Raw genomic sequence first — 23,004 nt, 5'->3', positions numbered from 1 at the left:
TCCCACGGGGCCTCGTCGTCGTCACGCATCCGGGCCCCCCGGTCAGGGCGCGGGTAACGTTTCCGCCGAGACCGTTCGACACGAGGGAGCACGATGACGCAGGACGAACCGACCGCGACGGACGAGTCGGCCACGGGTCTGCACCCCGCTCTGATCGCCACCGCGATCGCCCTGCCCGTCGCGCTCGTCGTCGGCATCATCGTCGCGGCGGTCATGGCGAACAGAACTCCCGTCCGCGAGCCCGTCGCTCTCGGCGCGGTCCCCTCGCCGCTCGCCGAGAGCACCCAGTGCGCGACGTTGCTCGGCGCACTGCCCGAGACGTTCGACTCGTTCACCCGCGCCGAGCTGGCCGACCCCGCGCCCGTGGGTGCGGCCGCCTGGCAGTCCGAGGACGTCACCGACCCCATCGTGCTGCGGTGTGGGCTAGAGCGTCCGGCGGAATTCGATCAGGCCGCCGCTCTCGACGTCGTCGACGGCGTGCAGTGGTTCCGGGTGTCGGGCGCGGATCAGGGCCTCGCCGCAAGCACCTGGTTCGTCGTCGACCGGGGCGTGTACGCCGCGGCCACCATCCCCGACGGCACGGGCCCCACACCGATCCAGGCCCTGTCTGCCGCGGTGTCGGGAGCCCTTCCGCAGACGCCGCTGGACCCCGCTCCGATCAACTGATCCGGCAGGGCCGACCTCTCACCGCAGTCCGGTCCCCCGTGCGAGCGCGGTGTCGACGAGAGTGCCGACGAGCTCCGAGTAGCCGACGCCCGTCGCCTCCCACATCCGCGGGTACATCGAGATGGCCGTGAAGCCGGGCATCGTGTTGATCTCGTTGATCACCGGACCGTCGTCGGTCACGAAGAAGTCGACGCGCGCGAGACCTTGCAGATCCAGCGCAGCGAAGGCACGGACCGCGATCTCCCGCAGTACCGTCGAGACGTCGTCGTCCAGCAGGGCCGGGATGTCGAACTCGACCACGTCGTCGAGGTACTTGCTGTCGAAGTCGTAGAACGTCGCACCACCGGCCGACGCCGAGGCCTCGTCCATGCGGATCTCGGCGACGACGCTGGCGCGGACGGAGCCGTCCGGCATCTCCAGGACACCGCACTCCACCTCGCGGCCGACGATGGCGGCCTCGATCACGACCTTCGGATCATGTTCTCGCGCAACGGCCACCGCGTCGTCCAACTCGGCCCAGTCGACGATGCGCGTGATCCCGATCGACGATCCGCCGCGGGCCGGCTTCACGAACGCGGGAAGACCGATGACGTCGCGCTCGTCGGAGGTCAGGGTCTCGCGATCGCGGCGCAGGACGACCTGGCGGCCGACGGGAAGGCCCTCGGCCGCGAGCAGCTTCTTGGTGAACTCCTTGTCCATCGCCGCGGCGCTCGCGAGGACTCCCGGTCCCACGTAGGGGACGCCGGCGACCTCGAACAGCCCCTGGACCGTGCCGTCCTCGCCGTAGGCACCGTGCAGCACCGGGAAGACGACGTCGACCGCACCGATGTCCTCCGCCGTCCCGTCGACGGAGCGCGTGATGCGACCGGGGTTCTCGGGATCGACTCCGAGAGCGAGCGGGGCGCCCGCACCGGCGACCGACGGGAGAACGCGATTCCGGATCTGCAACTCCGTCGGGTCGGCGGTGCCCTCGACCCACGTTCCGGCGCGCGTGATCCCGATGGGGATCACGTCGAAGCGGTCGGAGTCGAGGTGACGCATGACGCTTCCTGCCGAGACGCAGGAGACGGAGTGTTCGTTGCTTCGACCGCCGTAGATCACGGCGACCTTGATGGGATCGGTCACGTGAGCACCGTACCGGCGAACCCCGGACGAGGCGTGACGCGCACCGCCGCGGTTCACTCCGGCTTGTGACGACGCCCCAGGAGGCTGTGGACGGCGTCCGGAACGGAGAGGCCCTCGTGGCAGACCCGGTGGACCGCGTCGGTGAGCGGCATCTCCACGTCGTAGGCCTCCGCGAGAGCTCGAATGGATGTGCACGACTTCACACCCTCGGCCACCTGACCGTGCGCCGCTTCCTGCGCACTCTCCAGCGAGCCACCCGACCCCAGCCGCTCGCCGAACGTGCGATTACGCGAGAGCGGGGACGAGCACGTGGCGACGAGGTCACCCACCCCGGCGAGACCCGCGAGCGTCGACGGGTTGGCGCCGAGCGCGACACCGAGACGGGTCACCTCGGCGAGACCGCGGGTGATGATGCTGGCGACCGAGTTCTCCCCGAAACCGATACCCGCCGCCATGCCGCACGCGAGGGCGATGACGTTCTTGCACGCACCGCCGATCTCGCACCCGATGACGTCGGAGTTCGTGTACGGGCGGAAGTAGCTGGTGGCACACGCCGACTGGAGCGCGATCGCGCGATTGGAGTCCGGGCACGCGATGACCGTCGCGGTGGGTTGCTCGGCGGCGATCTCCTTGGCGAGGTTCGGTCCCGACAACGTGCCGACGCGACTCGGGTCCGCACCGGTGACCTGACAGATGACCTGCGACATGCGCATGAGGGTCCCCGTCTCGATGCCCTTGGCGAGCGAGAGCAGGGTGACGTCCGACCCCATCAGCGGAGCCCACTCCGCCAGGTTGGCGCGCAAGGCCTGTGAGGGCACCGCGAGGACGACCGTGCAGGCCCCGTCCAACGCCTCCGCGGCGTCGTGAGTCGCTCGAATGGCCGACGGCAGTGCGACTCCCGGAAGGTAGTCGTCGTTCCGGTGGTTCTCCTGGATGGACGTCGCGAGTTCCTCTCGACGCGCCCACATGGTCACGTCGGTGCCCGCGTCGGCGAGCACCTTCGCGAACGCGGTTCCCCACGAACCGGAACCGAGCACCGCTGCCTTGACCATGACCCAGCCTTTCCTCGATCGACACGAGGCCGTCGCCCGCTCGGCAGCCCTGGCGGCTCACAGTAGCGATGTCGGAGGCCTGCCGAACGAAGTCGGCGGTAATGACTGCTGGCAGGATCGACGGTCATGAGCACGCCCAGTCGACCTCCGACCGACACCGCCCCACGGCGCGGTGTCCATCTCGTGCTCGCGGTGAAGAACCTCGACGACGCGAAGAGCCGACTGTCCACGACCTTCCCCGGCGACGAACGCGCCGAACTCGTGCTGGCGATGTTGCGCGACACCGCGTCGGCCGCCGCAGCGGCGGACGTCGTCACCGGATGGTCGGTCGTCACGCCGGACTCTCGCGTCGCGAGCGTCGCGGTCGCCCTCGGCGGACACACGGTGTCCGAACCCGAGTCGGGTGCCGCCACCACCGTGGAGCGACTCAACCGCGCCCTGTCCGCAGCGGACGACGCGATCAGTGACGCCCACGGCGGCGACGTGATCGCCCTGCAGGCCGACCTCCCCGCCCTGCGCACCGCGGAACTGGTCGCGGCCTACGCCGCCGCTCCCCCGGACACCCGCTCGGTGGTGATCGATCACACCGGAACCGGAACGTCGGCCCTGATCGTGCGGGGTCGCCCCCGGCGCCTCGAACCACGGTTCGGTCCGGACTCGGCCTCGCGCCACGTCGATTCCGGGGCGTTCCCTCTCCGCGGCACCTGGCCGGGTCTGCGTCTGGACGTGGACACGGCGGACGACGTCCGCGCCGCCCTCGACCTGGGGGTGGGGCCGCACACCGCCGCGCTGCTCGCCGAGCTCGGCTGGACCGCCGCGCGCTGACACGGCCGGGCGAGGCCCGTCGCGAATTCGCACGCGGTCGACTACTCGCGCACGGCCCGCGTGAGGGATGATCGACGCGTGACCAACGAGGCGACCGAGAACACGACCGACGCCCCTTCCCGTTCCGGGGCCCCCACGAGTTCCGCAGCACCCGGTGACGCCGTCGACGGTGAGTGGAGCGCGCCGCTGGCCAGCCGCGCACCCTCCGCACCCACGGCACCGCCGGCCGCGACATCGGACACCGCGGTGCCGGTGGACCTGCTCCCGGAGGACCGCTATCTCAACCGCGAGTTGAGCTGGCTCGACTTCAACTCACGGGTGCTGGCACTCGCTGAGGACTCGTCGCTTCCGCTGCTCGAGCGGGCGAAGTTCCTCGCCATCTTCGCCAGCAACCTCGACGAGTTCTACATGGTGCGGGTGGCCGGCCTCAAGCGCCGCGACGAGACCGGCCTGTCCGTCCGCTCCGCCGACGGACTCTCCCCCCGCGAGCAGCTGGCGTTGATCGCCCGGCGCACCCAGGAGATCGCCGACCGTCACGCCCGCACCTTCATCGACCGCATCCTGCCGGAGCTGGCGAACGAGGGGATCTCGGTCATCCGGTGGTCGGAGGTCACCTCCGACGAGCGGACCCGTCTGACACGGTATTTCACCGAGCAGGTGTTCCCCGTCCTCACCCCGCTGGCCGTGGATCCCGCCCACCCGTTCCCGTACATCTCCGGACTGAGCCTCAATCTCGCTGTGACGGTCAAGGACTCGACCACGGGCGGCGAGCACTTCGCCAGGGTGAAGGTCCCGGACAACGTCGATCGGTTCGTGCAGTTGCACCGAGGCGACGTCGGCGCCGTGCCCGCGTTCCTTCCCATGGAGGAGCTCATCGCGGCGCATCTCGACGTTCTGTTCCCGGGACTCCAGATCGTCGAACACCACGCCTTCCGCATCACGCGCAACGCCGATTTCGAGGTGGAGGAGGATCGGGACGAGGACCTCCTGCAGGCCCTCGAGCGCGAACTCGCGCGCCGCCGTTTCGGATCGCCCGTGCGCCTCGAGGTCGCGGACGACATGACCGACCACATGCTCAGCCTGTTGCTGCGCGAGTTGGACGTCGATCCCGGCGACGTCATCCAGGTGCCGGGACTGCTCGATCTGTCGTGCCTCATGCAGCTCTACGGCGTCGACAAGCCCGTCCTGAAGGACGCACCGTTCGTGCCGGCGACGCACCCCGCCTTCGGAGAGCGCGAGACGCCCAAGTCGATCTTCTCCACGCTGCGCGACGGGGACGTGCTGCTGCATCACCCGTACGACTCGTTCTCCACCAGCGTGCAGCGCTTCATCGAGCAGGCGGCAGCCGATCCGCACGTGCTCGCCATCAAGCAGACCCTCTATCGGACGTCGGGCGACTCCCCCATCGTCAACGCGCTGATCGCCGCGGCAGAGGCCGGCAAGCAGGTCGTGACTCTCGTGGAGATCAAGGCGCGCTTCGACGAACAGGCCAACATCGCCTGGGCACGCAAACTGGAGCAGGCCGGCGTGCACGTGGTCTACGGGTTGGTCGGCCTGAAGACCCACTGCAAGACGTGCCTCGTCGTCCGCCGCGAAGGCGACACCATTCGCCGGTACTGCCACATCGGCACCGGCAACTACAACCCCAAGACCGCCCGACTCTACGAGGACGTGGGTCTCATCACGGCCGCCGACGAGATCGGCGCCGACCTCACCGACCTGTTCAACTCGCTCACCGGTTACTCGCGCAAGGAGCAGTACCGGAACCTCCTCGTCGCGCCGTTCGGTGTGCGGGCGGGAATCGTCGAGCGCATCGAGGCCGAGGTGCGGGCGCACAAGGACGGCGCGAAAGCCCGAATCCGCCTGAAGGCCAACGCACTCGTCGACGAGCAGGTGATCGACGCGCTGTACTGGGCGTCCACCGAGGGCGTCCAGGTCGAGGTGGTCGTGCGCGGTATCTGCGCTCTCAAACCGGGCGTACCCGGTCTCAGCGAGAACATTCAGGTGCGGTCGATTCTCGGACGGTTCCTCGAACACTCGCGTGTGTTGCACTTCGAGGCGATCGACGAGTTCTGGATCGGCAGCGCGGACATGATGCACCGCAACCTCGATCGACGCGTGGAGGTCATGGCTCAGGTGAAGGACCCGAAGCTGTCCGGTCAGCTGAACTCGATGCTCGACTCGGCCATGGACGTCACGACCCGCTGCTGGGTACTGCAGTCCGACGGCGCCTGGACGGCGTCCCCCGCGAGCGGCGAGACGGTGCGGGATCACCAGGTGTCCCTCATGCGCCAGCGTCGCTACACCGGATCGTGAGGTGGGTCGATGAGCAGCTCACGCGCATCGAAGACGCCTGATCCGGTCCTGGCCGCGGGTGCGGTGCTGTGGCGTCCGGGCCCCGAGGGCGACGAGCCGATGGTGGCGCTGGTGCATCGACCGCGCTACGACGACTGGTCCCTTCCGAAGGGCAAGGTCGAGGCCGACGAGGTACCCGCTGTCGCCGCCGTCCGAGAAGTGTGGGAGGAGACCGGTTTCCGGTGCGTTCTCGGACACGGTCTCGGAACCACCACCTACCCGCTGCCGCGCTCGAAGAAGATCAAGCAGGTGGACTACTGGGCCGCTCGAGTCGTGGACGGCGAGTTCGCCGTCAACGACGAGGTCGACGAACTGCGGTGGCTCACACCCGCCGAGGCTCGTGATGTCGCGACCTACGAGGCGGACCGGGACGTCGTCGGCCGTTTCGCGCAGCACCCGGTCCCGACGAGTACGGCTGTGCTGGTGCGCCATGCGCGGGCGGGGAGCAAGGCTCGCTACAAGGGGGACGACGCCGAACGGCCTCTCGACAGCGTCGGGGTCCGCCAGGCGGCCGCACTGGTTCCTCTGATCCAGGCCTACGGCGGCACCGACGGATTCACCGCCGAGCGTGCTCGGTGCGTCCAGACCATCGCGCCGTGGGCCGAGTCCGTCGGAGTCGATCTGGCCCTGGAGCCCACGCTGACCGAGGAGGGGTACGCGCAGGATCCCGACAAGGGACGTCAGCGCGCACGCGAGATCATCGCCTCGACGTCCGGCGTTCCGGTGATCTGCAGTCAGGGCAAGGTGATTCCGAACCTGATGGAGTGGTGGGCCGAGAGCGACGGCGTCGAACTCTCCCGCACCCGATCACGCAAGGCCAGCGTCTGGGTGCTCAGCTTCGTCGGTGGTGTGCTGGTGGCAGCGGACTACACCGATTCGCCACTCCCGCGTAGCCGGCACGACTGAACTGCCGGTACGGCCGACACGAACACGAAGGAGCCCCGGACCGATGGTCCGGGGCTCCTTCGTGCCGAACGGGAACGTTACTTGCGTGCAGTACGTTTCGCCGGCGCCTTCTTGGCGGGCGCCTTCTTCGCGGGCGCGGCCTTCTTGGCCGGGGTGGTCTTCTTGGCTGCGGTCTTGGCCGGTGCCTTCGTCGCCGTGGTCTTCTTCGCGGCGGCCGTGGTGGTCTTCTTGGCTGCCGTCTTGGCGGGTGCCTTGGTGGCGGTGGTCTTCTTGGCCGCCGTCTTGGCCGGTGCCTTGGTGGCCGTGGTCTTCTTCGCCGCCGTCTTGGCCGGTGCCTTGGTGGCCGTGGTCTTCTTCGCCGCCGTCTTGGCGGGAGCCTTGGTCGCCGCCTTCGCGGGAGCCTTGGCCGCGGTCTTCTTCGCCGCTGCCGTCTTCTTCGCTGCCGCAGTCTTCTTCGCGGGGGCTGCGGAGGCGCCACGCTTCACGGCGGGGCCCGTGGCGGACAGCTTCTGGCCACCGGCGATGACGGCCTTGAACTGAGCACCGGGACGGAACGCGGGAACGGACGTCGGCTTGACCTTGACGGTCTCGCCGGTGCGCGGGTTACGAGCGACGCGGGCCGCACGGCGACGCTGCTCGAAGACACCGAAGCCGGTGATGGTGACCGACTCGCCGCGGTGCACGGCGCGCACGATGATGTCGACGATGTTCTCGACAGCGTCCGTGGCGCTCCGGCGATCCGCGCCTGTCTTCTCGGTCAGGGCGTCGATCAGTTCTGCCTTGTTCATCGGTGATTCCTCCGCATACTGATTGGCCCGTCGTCGGACCGACTGAGTACCACGGTAAACCGGAAATGCGCACGAGTCCACGAGCCACGCCAAAACAGTCTGTTCGGCTGTAATCGTCGCAGCCACAATGAGTGTCGCGGGAAGGACCTTTTCGGCCCGGAATCACCGAGCCTGATCGGGCGCCGGAAGTGTCTTCGGCTTCCATTCCGGACGCGACTTCTCGAACTCGGAAATGGCCTCTACCTGGCGCAACGTCAGCGCGACGTCGTCCAGCCCCTCCAGCAGACGCCACCTCGTGTAGTCGTCAATATCGAAGCGCACCACCAGTGTTCCGGCGCTGATCGTCTTCGTCTCGAGGTCGACGGTGAGTTCCGTCCCGGGGCGCTCGTCGAGCAATTTCCACAGCAGTTCCACATCCGATTGCTCGACAACGGCGGCCAGCAGACCCGCCTTTCCGGCGTTTCCGCGGAAGATGTCGGCGAATCTGGACGCGATCACGGCCCGGAATCCGTAGTCCGAGAGTGCCCACACGGCGTGCTCCCGAGAGGACCCGGTGCCGAAATCGGGTCCGGCGACGAGAACCGAACCCTTGTCGAACGGCGGGGTGTTGAGGACGAAACCGGGATCGGTGCGCCACCCCGCGAAGAGCCCGTCCTCGAAACCCGTTCGGGTCACGCGCTTGAGGTACACGGCGGGGATGATCTGGTCGGTGTCGACGTTGCTGCGGCGCAGCGGGACACCGATTCCGGTGTGCGTGGTGAACGATTCCATGACGAGCTCCTGACGGGGCGTACGAGGGACGGGGCGGACGGATTCTCGGTCGACTCAGCCGAGATCGGCGGGAGCCGACAACCGTCCACGCACCGCGGTGGCGGCGGCGACGGCCGGTGAGACGAGGTGCGTACGGCCGCCCTTGCCCTGGCGCCCTTCGAAGTTGCGGTTCGACGTCGAGGCCGATCGCTCACCCGGAGCGAGCTGATCGGGATTCATGCCGAGACACATCGAGCACCCCGCCTGGCGCCATTCCGCCCCTGCGGCAGTGAAGATCGCGCCCAGTCCCTCGTCCTCGGCCTGTGCGCGCACGCGCATCGAGCCGGGAACGACGAGCATCCGCACACCGTCGGCAACGGTACGGCCGTCCAAGATCTTCGCTGCCACACGGAGATCCTCGATCCGACCGTTGGTGCAGGACCCCAGGAAGACGGTGTCGACCGCGATGTCGCGCAACGGCGTGCCCGGCTCGAGACCCATGTAGGTGAGCGCCTTCTCGGCGGACTGACTCTCGCCCTCGTCGAGGATCTCGGCCGGATCGGGTACCGACGCACTGAGGGGGGCGCCCTGACCGGGGTTGGTGCCCCAGGTGACGAACGGAGTCAGCGCCGACCCGTCGATCCGCACTTCCTTGTCGAAGACGGCACCGTCGTCGGTGACGAGCGTCGACCAGTCGGCGACGGCCTGCTCCCACAGCTCACCGGAGGGAGCGTGCGGCCGACCCTTGATGTACTCGAACGTGATCTCGTCGGGGGCGATCATGCCCGCGCGCGCGCCCGCCTCGATGGACATGTTGCAGATGGTCATCCGCGCTTCCATCGACATCTTCCGGATGGCCTCGCCGCGGTACTCGATGACGTAGCCCTGCCCACCGCCCGTACCGATCTGTGCGATGACCGCCAGGATCAGGTCCTTGCTGCCGACGTCGTCACCGAGCTCGCCGTCCACCGTGACCGACATGGTCTTGAAGGGGCGCAACGACAGTGTCTGGGTCGCCAGCACGTGCTCGACCTCACTGGTGCCGATGCCCATCGCGAGGGCGCCGAACGCGCCGTGCGTCGAGGTGTGGCTGTCCCCGCACACGACAGTGGTTCCCGGCTGCGTCAGACCGAGCTGGGGCCCGATGATGTGCACGATGCCCTGCTCGATGTCGCCCATCGAGTGCAGGCGGATGCCGAACCTCTCGCAGTTGCGCCGCAGGGTGTCCACCTGCGTCCGGGAGACGAGATCCGCGATCGGCTGGTCGATGTCGACCGTCGGGACGTTGTGGTCCTCCGTCGCGATCGTCAGATCGGGCCGTCGCACTGGCCGACCGGCCAGACGCAGTCCGTCGAACGCCTGCGGGCTGGTGACCTCGTGCACGAGGTGGAGATCGATGTAGACGAGATCCGGCTTGGTCGCGTCACCCTCACCACCGCCGCGAACGACGACGTGCTGATCCCAGACCTTCTCCGCCAGGGTCTTCGCTGCCATGACTCCACCTTTCGACCGACGACGATCACCATCTCACGTTGTGAGACGCTAGTATCGCTACATGGGACAGCATAGCGGCATCGGCGTTCTGGACAAAGCAATGAGCGTTCTGCAGGCTGCGTCACTCGAACCGTGCAGCCTCGCCGACCTGTGTTCCGCCACCGGGCTCCCCCGCGCCACCGCGCATCGGCTCGCCATCGGACTCGAGACGCACCGCATGCTGAGCCGCGACGCCGACGGACTGTGGCGACCGGGGCCGGCGCTCGCCGAACTCGCGCACACCGCCGAGGACCCCCTTCTCGACGCCGCGGCCACGGTGCTCCCACGGCTGCGCGAGATCACCGGGGAGAGCGTGCAGGTCTACCGCATCGACGGCACGGTGCGCGTGTGCGTGGCCTCCATGGAACCTCCCACCGGGCTGCGCGACACCGTGCTCGTCGGCGCCCGCCTCCCCCTCACCGCCGGCTCCGGCGCCAAGGTGCTGTTGGCATGGGCCGACCCCGCACTACAGCGCAGCGTCCTCCCCGACGCAGCCTTCGGTGAGCGAGTGCTGGCCGAGGTACGCAAGCGCGGCTGGGCGCAGAGCGCCGCCGAGCGCGAGCCCGGCGTCGCCAGCGTCGCCGCACCGATCCGCGGACGCGACGACCGCGTGGTCGCCGCGATCTCCGTGTCCGGCCCGATCGACCGCATGGGGCGCCGCCCCGGAGCGCGCTGGGCCGCCGACCTTCTCGCGGCCGCGGACGCCGTGCAGAAACGCCTCTGAGGCGGAGCGTCTCTGCCGGGCTACCGGAACTCGTGCACCGTCGGCTGCGGCGTGGACAGCCAGTTCCTCACGTTGCCCCGGTGCAGGCGCAGCACACCGCCCACCATGCCCACCGCGGACTTGGCGAGGTACTTGCGGTTCCCCATCATCGCGATGGCCGTTGCTCGGCCGAAGTGGTTGATGAACGCGCGCTCGGTGACATAACTGCCGAATCCCTCTGCTGCAGCACGGATGCAGAAGTCGACGTCCGCACCCCACCCCGTGGACCCGAAATTGCGTTCGTCGTATCCGCCGAGCGCAAGCCAGGTGTCCTTGGTGATGGTCATGGCGGTTCCGTCCACGGCGTAGCACTTGCGGTACCGGTCGACCGGAACGTAGTCCTCGGCCGGCCCGGAGTATGTCGTCTTCATGTCTCGGTGGCCGTACGCGTCGTCGTAGACGGGCACGACGATGCCTGCATCGGTCGGCAGTTGCGGGTCGGTCACCGCGTCGAGGAACCCGCGGGACAATCGCGTGTCGTTGTTCAGCGTCATCGCATGGGTGTGGCCGTCGCTGAAGGCGATGCGGAACCCGAGGTTCGATCCGCCGGCCCAGCCGAGATTGCGGCCGGGCGTGACGACGCGCTCGTCGGCGAGCGGGACGTAGTCACCGCGGTTGTCGATGATCACGAAGGTGGCGTTCTCGCGCCGCAGATCCTGGACCACAGCGTGGGTGTAGTCGATCTGGCCGTAGACGGGAACAGCGATGAGTAGTGAGGACACCCAGTGAACCTACGACACACCGACACGGCCTCACCACCGGAGCGTGAGGGCACGGCTTCCCCGGAAACGATTCGAGGACCACCGCATCGCGGTGGTCCTCGAATGTTGTAGCCCCGACGGGATTCGAACCCGCGCTACCGCCTTGAGAGGGCGGCGTCCTAGGCCGCTAGACGACGGGGCCAGGATCTTCATCTGTGAATCAGGTGGAGCAACCGGAAGAGCATAACCGGCCGAGAGCATCCGACGAAATCGGGTGTTTCTCTGCTGGGGTACCAGGACTCGAACCTAGAATGGCGGTACCAGAAACCGCTGTGTTGCCAATTACACCATACCCCAATGGCCTGGTCCGGCCGCGTTCTCCGGGCCGTTTCGAGCCGTGGAGAACACTACCAAACACCATCCCGCATTCACCAAATCGGCTGGTCAGCGGGCCGAGTCGGTCGACTGCGACCCGTCGGGCTCGCCGAAGGTGACCTCGATCTCCTCGAAACCCTTGCTTCGCTGCGCCTCCGCCTGTGCCGTGTACGCGTCTCGATCACCGTCGGTCAGTTCGACGTTGTCCGTGAACGGGGTGAGCAGAGCGCGCGGGTGCAACCTGTCGGTCCGCACGACGTTCACCTCGATGCACAGCACCAACACCAGCGAGGAGATGTAGAGGAACGCGAGCAGCCCGAGGACGATCGCGAACACACCGTTGGTGGTGTCCGCACCGCCGACGACGCGTTGGACGTACAGCCCACCGAAGGACTGCAGGGCCTGCCACAGCAGCGCGCCGATGACGGCTCCGGGAAGCACGTCTCGCACGCTCACCGCACGCGTGGTCCCGAGCCGGAACGCCACGACGAACGTGGCGGTGTTGAGCACGATCGCCGCGATCGTGACGAGCACCTGTGCGACCGTGCCGAAGAAGCCCGCCGCGTTGAAACCGTTCAGGACCGTGACGCCGATGACGGCCGTCCCGACGGTCAGCAGCAGGCCGAAGCCGCGCACCCGCGCCCGGACGGGATCGGGGCGATCGTTCTTCGGGACGGACCAGGCGACGTTCATCGCGTTCTGTGCGGCCACCGCCACACCCAGGCCGCCGTAGAGCGATCCCAGGACACCGATGACGATGGCCCCGGTCCCCCCGCTCAGCCCTTCCGGTTGGCCGAGTTGTTCACCGATCAAGGGGATCTGGCTCATGGCCGAATCGATGATCCGTTGCTGCAGTTCGGGATCACCGGCCAGGACGATGCCCAGGACGGTGGAGAACAGCAGCAGCAACGGGAACAGCGAGATGAAACCGAAGTAGGCGATGAGCGCTGCCAGGTAGCCACCCTGGTCGTCGAAGAACTTGTAGAACACGGCCAACGGGAATCCCATGGCGGGATGCCGCTGCTGAAATCTGTCGATCCGATCGGTGAAGCTCATCACCGCACCCTTTCGCCCGAACTGCCCCGAGTCACCTCAGACGATCGACGCACGGGCCGACCGCAACCGGGCCAGCGTCAGCTCCCGGCCCAGCAGCACCATCGACTCGTACAGCGGTGGGCTGATGTGGGAACCGGTCACCGCCACGCGCACCGGCGCGAACGCCTTACGCGGCTTCAGCTCCATCTCGTCGATCAGCGCGACCTTGAGAGCCGACTCCAAGGCCTCCGCAGTCCACTCCGGTGCGCCCTCGACGGCGCTCACCGTCGCGTCCAGAACGGGTGCCGCGTCGGCGCCCAGATTCTTGGCTGCCGATGCCGGATCGACCGTGAACTCGTCGGCGGGGGCAAGCAGGAACTTCAGCAGTCCCCAGGCGTCGGACAGCACGACGATGCGCGTCTGCACCAGTTCCGCGGCCTCGGCGAACGCTGCGTCCGACACCCCGATCGGATGGCCGTGCGTCTCGAGATACGCCCGCAGGCGCGCGGCGAAGTCGGCCGGCTCGAGCAATCGGATGTGTTCGGCGTTGATGGCGTCGGCCTTCTTCTGGTCGAAGCGGGCCGGGTTCGAGTTGACCGTCGAGATGTCGAAGGCACCCACCATCTCGTCGAGCGAGAACACGTCCCGGTCCTCGGAGAATCCCCACCCGAGGAGAGCCAGGTAGTTCAGCAGACCTTCGGGGACGAACCCGCGCTCCCGGTGCAGGAAGAGATCGGCCTCGGGGTCGCGCTTCGACAACTTCTTGTTGCCCTGCCCCATCACGAACGGGAGGTGCCCGAACTGCGGAATGCGTTCTGCCACACCGATGCGCACGAGGGCTTCGTACAGCGCGATCTGACGCGGGGTCGAGGACAGCAGGTCCTCACCGCGCAGGACGTGCGTGATCTTCATCAACGCGTCGTCCACGGGGTTCACCAATGTGTACAGCGGGACACCGTTGCCGCGGGTGAGCGCGAAGTCGGGGACCGTGCCGGCGCGGAACGTCGTCTCGCCGCGCACGAGGTCGTTCCACGACAGATCGTGATCGGGCATACGCAACCGGACGACGGGCTTGCGTCCCTCGGCGCGGAAGGCCTCCCGCTGCTCGTCGGTCAGCGTGCGGTCGTGATTGTCGAAGCCCAACTTCGGATCCCGGCCGGCCGCGAGATGCCGCGCCTCCACCTCCTCCGGTGTGGAGAAGCTCTCGTACGCCTCCCCCGCGTCGACGAGCTGCTGCACCACGGCGAGGTGCTGATCGCGGCGCAACGACTGTCGGTACGGCTCGTACGGCCCACCGACCTCGGGACCCTCGTCCCAGTCGAGTCCGAGCCACCGCAGTGCGTCGAGCAGCGCCTGGTACGACTCCTCGGAATCGCGTGCCGCGTCGGTGTCCTCGATGCGGAACACGAACGCGCCGCCGTGATGGCGGGCGAACGCCCAGTTGAACAGCGCCGTGCGCACCAGCCCGACGTGCGGGGTTCCGGTGGGCGACGGGCAGAACCGGACGCGGACGTCGGATGCGGGAACGCTCGCGGCGGTCACTTGTCCACCACCGGATTGGTCAGCGTGCCGATGCCCTCGATCTCGACGGACACACTCTCGCCCGCCACGATCGGCCCCACGCCTTCCGGGGTGCCGGTCAGGATGACGTCACCGGGAAGCAGCGTCATCACCGACGAGATCCACTCGATGATCTTCGGCACGTCGTGCAGCAGGAGCGACGTGCGGCTGTTCTGCTTCACCGCGCCGTCCACCGTGGTGGTCAGAGCGAGATCCGAGGCGTCGAGCGAGGTCTCGATCCACGGGCCGAGTGGGCAGAAGGTGTCGTAACCCTTGGCGCGGGTCCACTGACCGTCGTGGCGCTGGTTGTCGCGGGCCGTGACGTCGTTCGCAACGGTGTAGCCGAGCACCACGTCGAGAGCGCGTGCTGCCGGGACGTCCTTGCACGGACGTCCGATGACCACCGCGAGCTCACCTTCGAAGTGGACCTCGGACGACGTCGGCGGACGCACGATGTTCGCACCGGGTCCGACGATGGACGTGTTGGGCTTGATGAAGATGACCGGGTCCTCGGGTGCGTCCGAGCCCATCTCCGCGGCGTGCGCTGCGTAGTTCTTGCCGATGCAGATCACCTTGCTGGCCAGAATGGGCGCCAGCAGGCGGACATCGGCCAGGGACCAGCTCCGGCCGGTGAAGGTGGGTGTGCCGAAGGGATGTTCCGCGATCTCTCGCGCCGTCCTCTCGTCTCCGTCGCCTTCGATGGCGACGAATGCAACACCGTCGGGACTCGCTACTCGACCAAGACGCATGGCGGAAGTCTATCGAGCGGCGTCGAGCGGACAGCGGCGGGCGACGAACGACGATCACGTACGGGGTAGCATCGGCGACCGGGAGTTCAACAGGCGAGAATGTTGTCCCACATAATGAGAACGGAGCCGGTATGAGTCGCGTCCAGCGCTACACCACGTCCACGACGGGTCGGTGGGCGATGCTCGTGATCGGCATGCTCGCGACGGCCTCCACGGCACTGCTTCTGAACGGCGCCGCCTTCCTCATCCCCGCACTTCGGGATCAGCGCGGACTCTCGCTCGCGTCGGCGGGTCTGATCGTGGCGATGCCGACGGCCGGCATCGTCCTGACGCTGTTCGCGTGGGGCGCCGTCGTCGACCGCGTGGGCGAACGGCGATCCCTGATCGCTGGTTCCGTGCTGACGTCGATGGCCGCCTTCTGCGCCTCCGCGACGGAGTCCACGGTGGCGTTGGCCGTCTTCCTGCTGCTCGGCGGCATGGCCGCCGCCAGCGTGAACTCCGCCACCGGACGCGTGGTGGTGGGGTGGTTCCCTCCCCACCGCCGCGGCCTGGCGATGGGCATCCGGCAGATGTCACTCCCTCTCGGAGTCGCACTGTCCGCGTTGCTGATTCCCGGTATCGCCCGCGATCACGGAGTGGGGACCGCGATGCTCCTTCCCGCGGTCGCGTCCGCCCTCTCCGCTCTCGCCTGCCTCGTCGGTGTGTTCGATCCGCCGCGGCCCTCCCGATCGGCCGCCTCGAGTGCCGATCTCCTCGCCAACCCCTACCGCGGGCGTCGCGATCTCTGGCGCATACACGGTGCGTCGGTCGCGCTGGTGGTGCCGCAGTACGTGGTGTGGACGTTCGCCCTCGTCTGGCTCGTGGACCAACGGGCCTGGTCCCCGGAGGCCGCCGGTGTCCTGATCACCGTCTCGCAGATCCTCGGAGCGGGAGGACGCATCGCCGCCGGCGCAGTGTCGGACCGGGTGGGCAGCAGACTCGGACCGATGCGGTGGGTCACCGTCGGCGTCGTGGCCGTGATGGCCGCGCTGGCGATCGCGGACGCCGCGGGCCTCGCGGTATCGGTGGTGATACTCGTGGTCGCGTCGGTGGCGACGGTGTCACCCAACGGGCTCGCATTCACCGCCGTGGCCGAGCGGGCGGGCCCGTTCTGGAGCGGGCGAGCACTCGGCGCGCAGAACACCAGTCAGTTCATCGCCGCGTCGGCGGTCCCCCCGGTGTTCGGCGCCCTGATCACGCATACGTCGTACGCGGTGGCGTTCGGGGTGTCCGCGGCGATCGCGCTTCTCGCGGTACCGACCATTCCGCGAGAAGCGCGAGACCGACTACACCAGTGAGGCGATCCGATCGCCGATCGTCGCGGTCGTGCCCGGATCCCCGGCGGTGCGCGTCGCCAGGTCCTGCGCGACGGCGGACTCGACGCGCGCCGCCGCCTCGGTCTCGCCGAGATGTGCGAGGAGGAGCGACACCGACAGGATGGCGGCCGTCGGATCGGCGATTCCCTTGCCGGCGATGTCCGGCGCACTGCCGTGCACGGGCTCGAACATGCTCGGATTCGTCCGCGTCGCATCGATGTTCGCGCTCGCGGCCAGACCGATACCACCGGCGACCGCGGCCGCGAGATCGGTGATGATGTCGCCGAAGAGATTGTCGGTGACGATCACGTCGAAGCGGCCCGGGTCGGTCACCAGGTGGATCGTCGCCGCGTCGATGTGCTGGTACGCCACCTCGACGTCGGGGAACTCGGCGGCGACCTCGTCGACCGTCCGCTTCCACAGCGATCCCGCGAACCCCAGCACGTTCGTCTTGTGCAGCAGGGTCACGTGCCTGCGACGACCCATCGCTCGCGCGAAGCCGTCACGGACCACGCGCTCCACACCGAACCGCGTGTTGAGGCTGACCTCGGTGGCGACCTCGTGCGGAGTGCCGACGCGGATGGCGCCGCCGTTGCCCGTGTACGGGCCCTCGGTGCCCTCCCGCACGACGACGATGTCGACCGGCTTGTTGCCCGCCAACGGACCGACGACACCCGGGTACAGCTTGGACGGGCGCAGGTTGATGTGGTGATCCAGCGCGAATCGTGCGGTCAGCAACAATCCGCGCTCGAGCACACCGCTGGGCACCGACGGATCACCGATGGCGCCGAGCAGGATGGCGTCGTGTCCGCGGAGCTCCTCGAGCACCGACGGCGGCAGGATCTCCCCCGTCGCGTGATAGCGCCGTGCACCCAGGTCGTACTCCGTGGTCTCCGCACCGGGCGCGACCACCTCGAGCACCTTGAGTGCCTCGGCCACCACCTCCGGTCCGATGCCGTCTCCGGCCACGACACCCAGCTTCATCGAAGTCCCCTCGTTCGGCGTCGACATCAGGACAGGTCGACCAGCTCGATGGTCGTCGCGCCCACGGAGGCGGCGATGGCGTCCCGAACGTCCTGCGCCACATCACGATCGACGCGCAGCAGGATGGTGGCGCCACCGCCCTCCGCGTCCTGACTGAGTGCCGCGGCGGCGATGTCGACACCGGCGTCGCCCAGGGCGGTGCCGATGCGTCCGAGCGAGCCGGGACGGTCGTCGTACGTCACGATGAGGTTCTTGCCCTCGGCGCGCAGATCGAAGTTGCGGCCGTTGATGTTGACGATCTTCTCCACGTGCTGGGGACCGGTGAGGGTGCCCGCGACGTTGACGACGGTCCCGTCGCCGTAGACCGCACGGACGTCGACGACGCTCCGGTGGTTGGGGCTCTCGCTGGCCTTGGTCACGTCGGCCGTGACACCACGCTCCTCGGCGAGCGACGGTGCGTTGACGAAGGTGACCGCGTCCTCGATGACGGCGGAGAACAGTCCCCGCAGCGCCGACAGCTTGAGGATGTCGACGTCCTCGGACGCCAGCTCACCGCGCACGTCGACGGACAGCGACGTCGGGAGCTCGTCCGACAGGGCACCCAGCAGGACGCCCTGCTTGCGCACGATGTCGAGCCACGGCGCGACCTCCTCGCCGACGGCACCGCCGGAGACGTTCACCGCGTCGGGCACGAACTCGCCGGCGAGGGCGAGCAGGACGGACTTGGCGACGTCGGTGCCGGCGCGGTCCTGGGCCTCGGTGGTCGAGGCACCGAGGTGCGGGGTGACGACGACCTGCGGGAGCTCGAACAGCGGGCTGTCGGTGCAGGGCTCGCTCGCGTAGACGTCGATACCCGCGGCGAAGACGTGGCCGCTGGTGATCGCGTCGGCGAGAGCCTGCTCGTCGACCAGTCCACCGCGGGCAGCGTTGACGACGATGACGCCCTTCTTGGTCCGGGCGAGCGCCGCCTTGCCGATCAGACCCTTCGTCTCGGGGGTCTTCGGCAGGTGCACGGAGAACATGTCGGCGCGCTCGAGAAGCTCGTCGAGGCTGACCAGCTCGATACCGAGCTGCGCGGCACGAGCCGGCGAGACGTAGGGGTCGTACGCGATGATGTGCGTCTCGAACGCGGCGAGACGCTGCGCGAAGAGCTGACCGATACGGCCGAGCCCGACCACGCCGACGGTCTTGCCGAAGATCTCGACGCCGTTGAACTTGCTGCGCTTCCACTCGTGCTGACGCAGTGTGGCGTCGGCGGCGGGGATCTGGCGAGCAGCCGAGAGCAGGAGCGTCACCGCGTGCTCGGCGGCGGTGTGGATGTTGGACGTGGGGGCGTTGACGACGAGCACGCCGCGCTCGGTGGCTGCGGGGACGTCGACGTTGTCCAGGCCGACGCCGGCGCGGGCGACGATCTTGAGCTTGGTACCGGCAGCGAGCACCTCGGCATCGACCGTGGTCGCGGAGCGGACCAGGATGGCGTCGGCATCGGGGACCGCGGCGAGGAGGGCCGGACGATCCGGACCGTCCACCCACCGGACCTCGACTCCGTCGCCGAGAGCCTCGACGGTGGACTGCGCAAGTTTGTCGGCGATGAGGACGACGGGGCGGCCTGGCTGGCTCACGTGGAGAACTCCCTGATCAGGTGACGGAGAAGAGGTGTGGTTCCGGATTCGTGCGGGCGTCAGCCTAGTGGCCGAGCCGCGACCCGACGCAGGGCACCCGAGGTCGAGGAACTCGACCGCGGGTGCCCCGTGTCAGGAATGCGAGAGTCAGGCCGTCTCGGTGATGGGACGGTCGACCCAGCTCATGAGGTCGCGCAGCTTCTTGCCGGTGACCTCGATGGGGTGCTCGGCGTTCTGCTTGCGCAGGCCCTCGAGCTCGGTGTTGCCGTTCTCGACGTTGGCCACGAGGCGCTTGGTGAACTCGCCCGACTGGATGTCGGCCAGGATCGCCTTCATGCGCTCCTTGGTGCCGGCGTCGATGACGCGCGGCCCGGAGAGGTAGCCACCGAACTCCGCGGTGTCGGACACCGAGTAGTTCATGCGCGCGATGCCGCCCTCGTACATGAGGTCGACGATGAGCTTGAGCTCGTGCAGCACCTCGAAGTACGCCATCTCGGGCGCGTAGCCGGCCTCGACCATGACCTCGAAGCCGGTCTTCACCAGCTCCTCGGTACCGCCGCACAGCACGGCCTGCTCACCGAAGAGGTCGGTCTCGGTCTCTTCCTTGAACGTGGTCTTGATGACTCCGGCACGCGTGCCGCCGATGCCGCGGGCGTAGGACAGCGCGAGAGCCTGGCCCTCACCCTTCGGATCCTGGTCGACGGCGATGAGGGCGGGAACACCCTTGCCGTCGACGAACTGACGGCGCACGAGGTGGCCGGGTCCCTTGGGGGCGACCATGCCGACGGTGATGTTGGCCGGGGCCTCGATGAGCTTGAAGTGGATGTTCAGGCCGTGGCCGAAGAACAGCGCGTCGCCGTCCTTGAGGTTGGGCTCGATGTCGTCCTTGAAGATCTGCGCCTGGGCGGTGTCCGGAGCGAGCAGCATGATGACGTCGGCCCACTCGGAGACCTCCGCCGGCGTGCCCACGCCGAGGCCCTGCTCGGCAGCCTTGTCACGCGACTTGGAGCCTTCCTTCAGACCGATACGGACGTCGACGCCCGAGTCGCGCAGGCTGAGCGAGTGCGCATGGCCCTGGCTTCCGTATCCGATCACAGCGACCTTGCGGCCCTGGATGATCGAGAGATCGGCATCGTCGTCGTAGAACATCTCGACTGCCACTGTGGTTTCCTCCTACATCTGTCCCGGTCGCATGTGACCGGGTAATCGAAACTACTGGGTTGGGTGACTAGCGGGACGCGGTGATGGACTTCGGTCCACGACCCACCGCGACGACGCCGGACTGGACGATCTCGCGAACACCGTACGGGTCGAGCATCCGGAGCAACGCCTCGAGCTTCGAGCGGGTACCGGTCGCCTCGACGGTGACTGCCTCCGGCGAGACGTCGATGACCTTGGCGCGGAACAGGTTCACCGTCTCGATGACCTCGCTCCGCACGCTCGCGTCGGCGCGGACCTTGATGAGCACGAGCTCACGGGCGACCGACGAATCGGCTTCCTGCTCGACGATCTTGATGACGTTGACGAGCTTGTTCAGCTGCTTCGTCACCTGCTCGAGCGGGAACTCGTCGACCGTGACGACGATGGTCATGCGCGAGATCTCGGGAACCTCGGTGCCGCCCACCGCGAGGGAGGCGATGTTGAATCCGCGGCGCGAGAACAGCGACGCCACGCGTGCGAGCACGCCCGGCTTGTCCTCGACGAGCACGCTCAGGGTGTGACTGGTGCTCACAGGTCGATGCCTTTCGAATTCGCGCCCTGGGCCGCCTCGGTGACGTCGCCGACCGAGCCGGGCTCCTGCGCCGCTTCCTCGTCGTTGTCGAACAGAGGACGGATGCCGCGGGCGGCCATGATCTCGGAGTTGCCGGTGCCCGCAGCGACCATGGGCCACACCTGGGCGTCCTTGCCGACGATGAAGTCGATGACGACCGGGCGATCGTTGATCGCACGCGCCTGCGCGATCACCGCGTCGACGTCCTCCTCGCGCTCGCACCGCAGTCCGACGCATCCCAGCGCCTCGGCGAGCTTGAGGAAGTCGGGGATGCGGACGGCGCCGTGCGTGCCGAGCTCGGTGTTGGAGTAGCGCTCCTCGTAGAAGAGCGTCTGCCACTGCCGCACCATGCCGAGGTTGCCGTTGTTGATGACGGCGACCTTGATCGGGATGCCCTCGACCGCACAGGTCGCGAGCTCCTGGTTGGTCATCTGGAAGCAGCCGTCACCGTCGATGGCCCAGACCTCGGTGTCGGGCAGACCCATCTTGGCGCCCATCGCGGCCGGGACCGCGTAACCCATCGTGCCGAGTCCGCCCGAGTTGAGCCACGTCCGCGGCTTCTCGTAACTGATGAACTGAGCGGCCCACATCTGGTGCTGTCCGACCCCGGCGCAGTAGATCGCGTCGGGTCCGGCGAACTTGCCGATCGACTGGATCACGAACTCGGGCGACATCGCACCGTCCGACGGACGGTCGTAGCTCAGCGGGTAGGTGCGCCGCACGTTGTCGAGGTAGGTCCACCAGTCGGCGAGATCCAGCGCGGTGCCGGTGGCCTGGTCCGCGCGGATCGCCTCGATCAGCTCGACGATGACCTCGCGGCAGTCACCCACGATCGGCACGTCGGCGAACCGGTTCTTGCCGATCTCGGCGGGATCGATGTCGGCGTGGACCACCTTCGCCTCGGGGGCGAACGAGTCGAGCTGCCCGGTCACGCGGTCGTCGAAACGAGCGCCGAGCGTGATGAGCAGATCGCTCTTCTGCAGTGCGGCGACCGCGGCGACCGTTCCGTGCATGCCGGGCATGCCGAGGTTCAGGTCGTGGCTGTCCGGGAAGACGCCCCGCGCCATCAGTGTCGTCACGACGGGGATGCCGGTGAGCTCCGCCAGCTCGAGGAGCTCGGGCGACGAGTTCGACTTGATGATGCCGCCGCCGCAGTACAGCACCGGCTTCTTCGCTGCCGCGATGAGCCGCGCGGCCTCACGCACCTGCTTGCCGTGCGGCTTCGTCACCGGGCGGTAGCCCGGCAGCTTCATCTCCGGCGGCCACGAGAAGGTGGTCTGCGCCTGCAGGACGTCCTTCGGGATGTCGACGAGCACCGCGCCCGGTCGTCCGGAGGACGCCAGGTAGAAGGCCTCGGCGATCATGCGCGGGATGTCGAGCGGGTCGGTGATGAGGAAGTTGTGCTTGGTGACGGGCATCGTGATGCCCGAGATGTCGGCTTCCTGGAAGGCGTCGGTACCGATCAGCGCGCGGCCGACCTGTCCGGTGATGGCGACGACCGGGACGGAGTCCATCTGCGCATCGGCCAGCGGCGTCACCAGGTTGGTGGCGCCGGGACCGGACGTCGCGATGCACACGCCGACGCGGCCGGTGGCCTGCGCGTAGCCGGTGGCGGCGTGGCCGGCACCCTGCTCGTGTCGCACCAGCACGTGCCGGACCTTCGCCGAGTCGAGCAGCGGATCGTAGACGGGAAGTACGGCTCCACCGGGAATGCCGAAGACGACGTCGACCTCGAGCTCCTCGAGTGCGCGGACGACGGACTTCGCTCCGGTCACGCGCTCGGGCGCGAGGGGACGACGCTGCGGCGTCGCGGACGGAGTGGGACGATCGGCGGCGGGCGGAGCCTTGCGTGGTGCCGGGCCGGGCCGGGCGGTGGGTGCGCTCACTGGTGCTTCCTTAGAACTTCATCCGGGCAAGAAAAAACCCTCGCCAGCAGATGCTGTACGAGGGTGGCGCGTCGTGGCTGAGCGTGAAGACGTTTCGGCTCAGGCGACGACGCGCCTGCCGATTACGAGGAACTCTTCACGCTTCACGCGTGTGACGTTAGGCGCGTGATGCGGTGCCAGTCAAACTTACCGAACTCGTTGTC

20 protein-coding genes and 2 tRNA genes are annotated in these 23,004 nt (G+C 68.1%); 6 read left to right on the top strand and 16 right to left on the bottom strand.

Going from position 1 to position 23,004, the window contains the following annotated elements:
- Positions 1-93 precede the first annotated feature (93 nt).
- Positions 94-666 carry a DUF3515 domain-containing protein gene (locus tag QE449_RS09760; RefSeq protein WP_027506997.1) on the top strand — a complete coding sequence of 191 codons (573 nt, stop codon included), beginning with the start codon at positions 94-96 and terminating at the stop codon, positions 664-666.
- Between the two features lie 18 nt (positions 667-684).
- Here QE449_RS09760 and QE449_RS09755 read toward each other — a convergent pair whose 3' ends face one another.
- The gene (locus QE449_RS09755; RefSeq protein ID WP_307108719.1) at positions 685-1,791 is read right to left on the bottom strand and encodes a D-alanine--D-alanine ligase family protein; all 1,107 of its coding nucleotides are present in this window, start codon (positions 1,789-1,791) and stop codon (positions 685-687) included.
- Positions 1,792-1,844: 53 nt separating this feature from the next.
- The gene (locus QE449_RS09750; RefSeq protein ID WP_027506999.1) at positions 1,845-2,843 is read right to left on the bottom strand and encodes an NAD(P)H-dependent glycerol-3-phosphate dehydrogenase; all 999 of its coding nucleotides are present in this window, start codon (positions 2,841-2,843) and stop codon (positions 1,845-1,847) included.
- A 126-nt stretch (positions 2,844-2,969) separates the two neighbouring features.
- On the opposite strand from QE449_RS09750, the gene cofC reads away from it, so the two are divergent.
- From cofC to QE449_RS09735, 3 genes are all read left to right on the top strand, one after another.
- Positions 2,970-3,668 carry a 2-phospho-L-lactate guanylyltransferase gene (gene cofC, locus QE449_RS09745; RefSeq protein ID WP_307108718.1) on the top strand — a complete coding sequence of 233 codons (699 nt, stop codon included), beginning with the start codon at positions 2,970-2,972 and terminating at the stop codon, positions 3,666-3,668.
- Positions 3,669-3,854: 186 nt separating this feature from the next.
- Positions 3,855-5,984 (top strand): RNA degradosome polyphosphate kinase, encoded by a 2,130-nt coding sequence (locus QE449_RS09740; RefSeq protein WP_231476464.1) that lies wholly within the window; start codon positions 3,855-3,857, stop codon positions 5,982-5,984.
- A gap of 9 nt (positions 5,985-5,993) precedes the next feature.
- Entirely contained in the window at positions 5,994-6,929 is a 936-nt protein-coding gene (locus tag QE449_RS09735) for an NUDIX hydrolase (protein WP_307108717.1), read from the top strand.
- A gap of 77 nt (positions 6,930-7,006) precedes the next feature.
- Here the strand turns inward: QE449_RS09735 and QE449_RS09730 are convergent, their stop codons facing one another.
- The 3 genes from QE449_RS09730 to leuC all read right to left on the bottom strand — a co-directional run bounded on the left by QE449_RS09730 (position 7,007) and on the right by leuC (position 9,961).
- Positions 7,007-7,717 (bottom strand): HU family DNA-binding protein, encoded by a 711-nt coding sequence (locus tag QE449_RS09730; RefSeq protein ID WP_027507003.1) that lies wholly within the window; start codon positions 7,715-7,717, stop codon positions 7,007-7,009.
- 162 nt (positions 7,718-7,879) lie between these two features.
- Positions 7,880-8,488 carry a 3-isopropylmalate dehydratase small subunit gene (gene leuD, locus QE449_RS09725; protein ID WP_027507004.1) on the bottom strand — a complete coding sequence of 203 codons (609 nt, stop codon included), beginning with the start codon at positions 8,486-8,488 and terminating at the stop codon, positions 7,880-7,882.
- A 54-nt stretch (positions 8,489-8,542) separates the two neighbouring features.
- The gene (gene leuC / locus QE449_RS09720; protein WP_307108716.1) at positions 8,543-9,961 is read right to left on the bottom strand and encodes a 3-isopropylmalate dehydratase large subunit; all 1,419 of its coding nucleotides are present in this window, start codon (positions 9,959-9,961) and stop codon (positions 8,543-8,545) included.
- Positions 9,962-10,022: 61 nt separating this feature from the next.
- Between leuC and QE449_RS09715 the strand changes: the two genes are divergently transcribed.
- Positions 10,023-10,724: an IclR family transcriptional regulator gene (locus tag QE449_RS09715; protein WP_027507006.1), complete on the top strand. Its 702-nt coding sequence runs from the start codon at positions 10,023-10,025 to the stop codon at positions 10,722-10,724.
- 20 nt (positions 10,725-10,744) lie between these two features.
- Here the strand turns inward: QE449_RS09715 and QE449_RS09710 are convergent, their stop codons facing one another.
- From QE449_RS09710 to QE449_RS09685, 6 genes are all read right to left on the bottom strand, one after another.
- The gene (locus QE449_RS09710) at positions 10,745-11,485 is read right to left on the bottom strand and encodes a glycosyltransferase family 2 protein (protein ID WP_222630698.1); all 741 of its coding nucleotides are present in this window, start codon (positions 11,483-11,485) and stop codon (positions 10,745-10,747) included.
- Positions 11,486-11,593: 108 nt separating this feature from the next.
- Positions 11,594-11,666: transfer RNA gene (locus QE449_RS09705), tRNA-Glu, on the bottom strand.
- A gap of 83 nt (positions 11,667-11,749) precedes the next feature.
- A tRNA-Gln gene (locus QE449_RS09700) sits at positions 11,750-11,821 on the bottom strand.
- Between the two features lie 87 nt (positions 11,822-11,908).
- A complete protein-coding gene (locus QE449_RS09695) occupies positions 11,909-12,895 on the bottom strand; it encodes a YihY/virulence factor BrkB family protein (RefSeq protein ID WP_037187043.1) in 987 nt (328 codons plus the stop codon).
- Positions 12,896-12,931: 36 nt separating this feature from the next.
- Positions 12,932-14,416, bottom strand: coding sequence for a glutamate--tRNA ligase (gltX, locus tag QE449_RS09690; protein ID WP_027507009.1), 1,485 nt, complete (start codon positions 14,414-14,416; stop codon positions 12,932-12,934).
- Positions 14,413-15,183, bottom strand: a complete 771-nt coding sequence (locus QE449_RS09685; protein ID WP_027507010.1) for a fumarylacetoacetate hydrolase family protein — start codon at positions 15,181-15,183, stop codon at positions 14,413-14,415. The genes gltX and QE449_RS09685 overlap by 4 nt, the downstream gene beginning before the upstream one ends.
- Before the next feature lie 131 nt (positions 15,184-15,314).
- Here QE449_RS09685 and QE449_RS09680 point away from each other — a divergent pair, with 131 nt between their 5' ends.
- Complete coding sequence (locus tag QE449_RS09680; protein ID WP_197027854.1) at positions 15,315-16,520, top strand: MFS transporter; 1,206 nt, start codon at positions 15,315-15,317, stop codon at positions 16,518-16,520.
- Here the strand turns inward: QE449_RS09680 and QE449_RS09675 are convergent.
- From QE449_RS09675 to QE449_RS09655, 5 genes are all read right to left on the bottom strand, one after another.
- Positions 16,509-17,522, bottom strand: a complete 1,014-nt coding sequence (locus QE449_RS09675; RefSeq protein WP_027507012.1) for a 3-isopropylmalate dehydrogenase — start codon at positions 17,520-17,522, stop codon at positions 16,509-16,511. The genes QE449_RS09680 and QE449_RS09675 overlap by 12 nt on opposite strands.
- A gap of 26 nt (positions 17,523-17,548) precedes the next feature.
- Entirely contained in the window at positions 17,549-19,144 is a 1,596-nt protein-coding gene (gene serA, locus QE449_RS09670) for a phosphoglycerate dehydrogenase (RefSeq protein ID WP_307108715.1), read from the bottom strand.
- A gap of 147 nt (positions 19,145-19,291) precedes the next feature.
- The gene (gene ilvC / locus QE449_RS09665) at positions 19,292-20,293 is read right to left on the bottom strand and encodes a ketol-acid reductoisomerase (protein WP_027507014.1); all 1,002 of its coding nucleotides are present in this window, start codon (positions 20,291-20,293) and stop codon (positions 19,292-19,294) included.
- A gap of 79 nt (positions 20,294-20,372) precedes the next feature.
- Positions 20,373-20,876: an acetolactate synthase small subunit gene (gene ilvN / locus QE449_RS09660; protein WP_027507015.1), complete on the bottom strand. Its 504-nt coding sequence runs from the start codon at positions 20,874-20,876 to the stop codon at positions 20,373-20,375.
- Positions 20,873-22,801, bottom strand: coding sequence for an acetolactate synthase large subunit (locus tag QE449_RS09655; protein ID WP_051613648.1), 1,929 nt, complete (start codon positions 22,799-22,801; stop codon positions 20,873-20,875). Before QE449_RS09655 ends, ilvN begins: the two co-directional genes overlap by 4 nt.
- Positions 22,802-23,004 lie beyond the last annotated feature (203 nt).

Source organism: Rhodococcus sp. SORGH_AS_0303 (assembly GCF_030819335.1).
Classification (GTDB): domain Bacteria; phylum Actinomycetota; class Actinomycetes; order Mycobacteriales; family Mycobacteriaceae; genus Rhodococcoides.
This window is presented reverse-complemented; position numbering and strand designations above follow the sequence as displayed.

Coding starts and splice junctions, on each gene's coding strand:
- leuD (WP_027507004.1), bottom strand. CDS start 8,488: ATGGAATCGTTCACCACGCACACCGGAATCGGTGTCCCGCTGCGCCGC.
- QE449_RS09675 (WP_027507012.1), bottom strand. CDS start 17,522: ATGAAGCTGGGTGTCGTGGCCGGAGACGGCATCGGACCGGAGGTGGTG.
- QE449_RS09715 (WP_027507006.1), top strand. CDS start 10,023: ATGGGACAGCATAGCGGCATCGGCGTTCTGGACAAAGCAATGAGCGTT.
- QE449_RS09695 (WP_037187043.1), bottom strand. CDS start 12,895: ATGAGCTTCACCGATCGGATCGACAGATTTCAGCAGCGGCATCCCGCC.
- cofC (WP_307108718.1), top strand. CDS start 2,970: ATGAGCACGCCCAGTCGACCTCCGACCGACACCGCCCCACGGCGCGGT.
- QE449_RS09760 (WP_027506997.1), top strand. CDS start 94: ATGACGCAGGACGAACCGACCGCGACGGACGAGTCGGCCACGGGTCTG.
- QE449_RS09730 (WP_027507003.1), bottom strand. CDS start 7,717: ATGAACAAGGCAGAACTGATCGACGCCCTGACCGAGAAGACAGGCGCG.
- QE449_RS09735 (WP_307108717.1), top strand. CDS start 5,994: ATGAGCAGCTCACGCGCATCGAAGACGCCTGATCCGGTCCTGGCCGCG.
- QE449_RS09750 (WP_027506999.1), bottom strand. CDS start 2,843: ATGGTCAAGGCAGCGGTGCTCGGTTCCGGTTCGTGGGGAACCGCGTTC.
- leuC (WP_307108716.1), bottom strand. CDS start 9,961: ATGGCAGCGAAGACCCTGGCGGAGAAGGTCTGGGATCAGCACGTCGTC.
- QE449_RS09680 (WP_197027854.1), top strand. CDS start 15,315: ATGAGTCGCGTCCAGCGCTACACCACGTCCACGACGGGTCGGTGGGCG.
- ilvC (WP_027507014.1), bottom strand. CDS start 20,293: ATGTTCTACGACGACGATGCCGATCTCTCGATCATCCAGGGCCGCAAG.
- QE449_RS09685 (WP_027507010.1), bottom strand. CDS start 15,183: ATGCGTCTTGGTCGAGTAGCGAGTCCCGACGGTGTTGCATTCGTCGCC.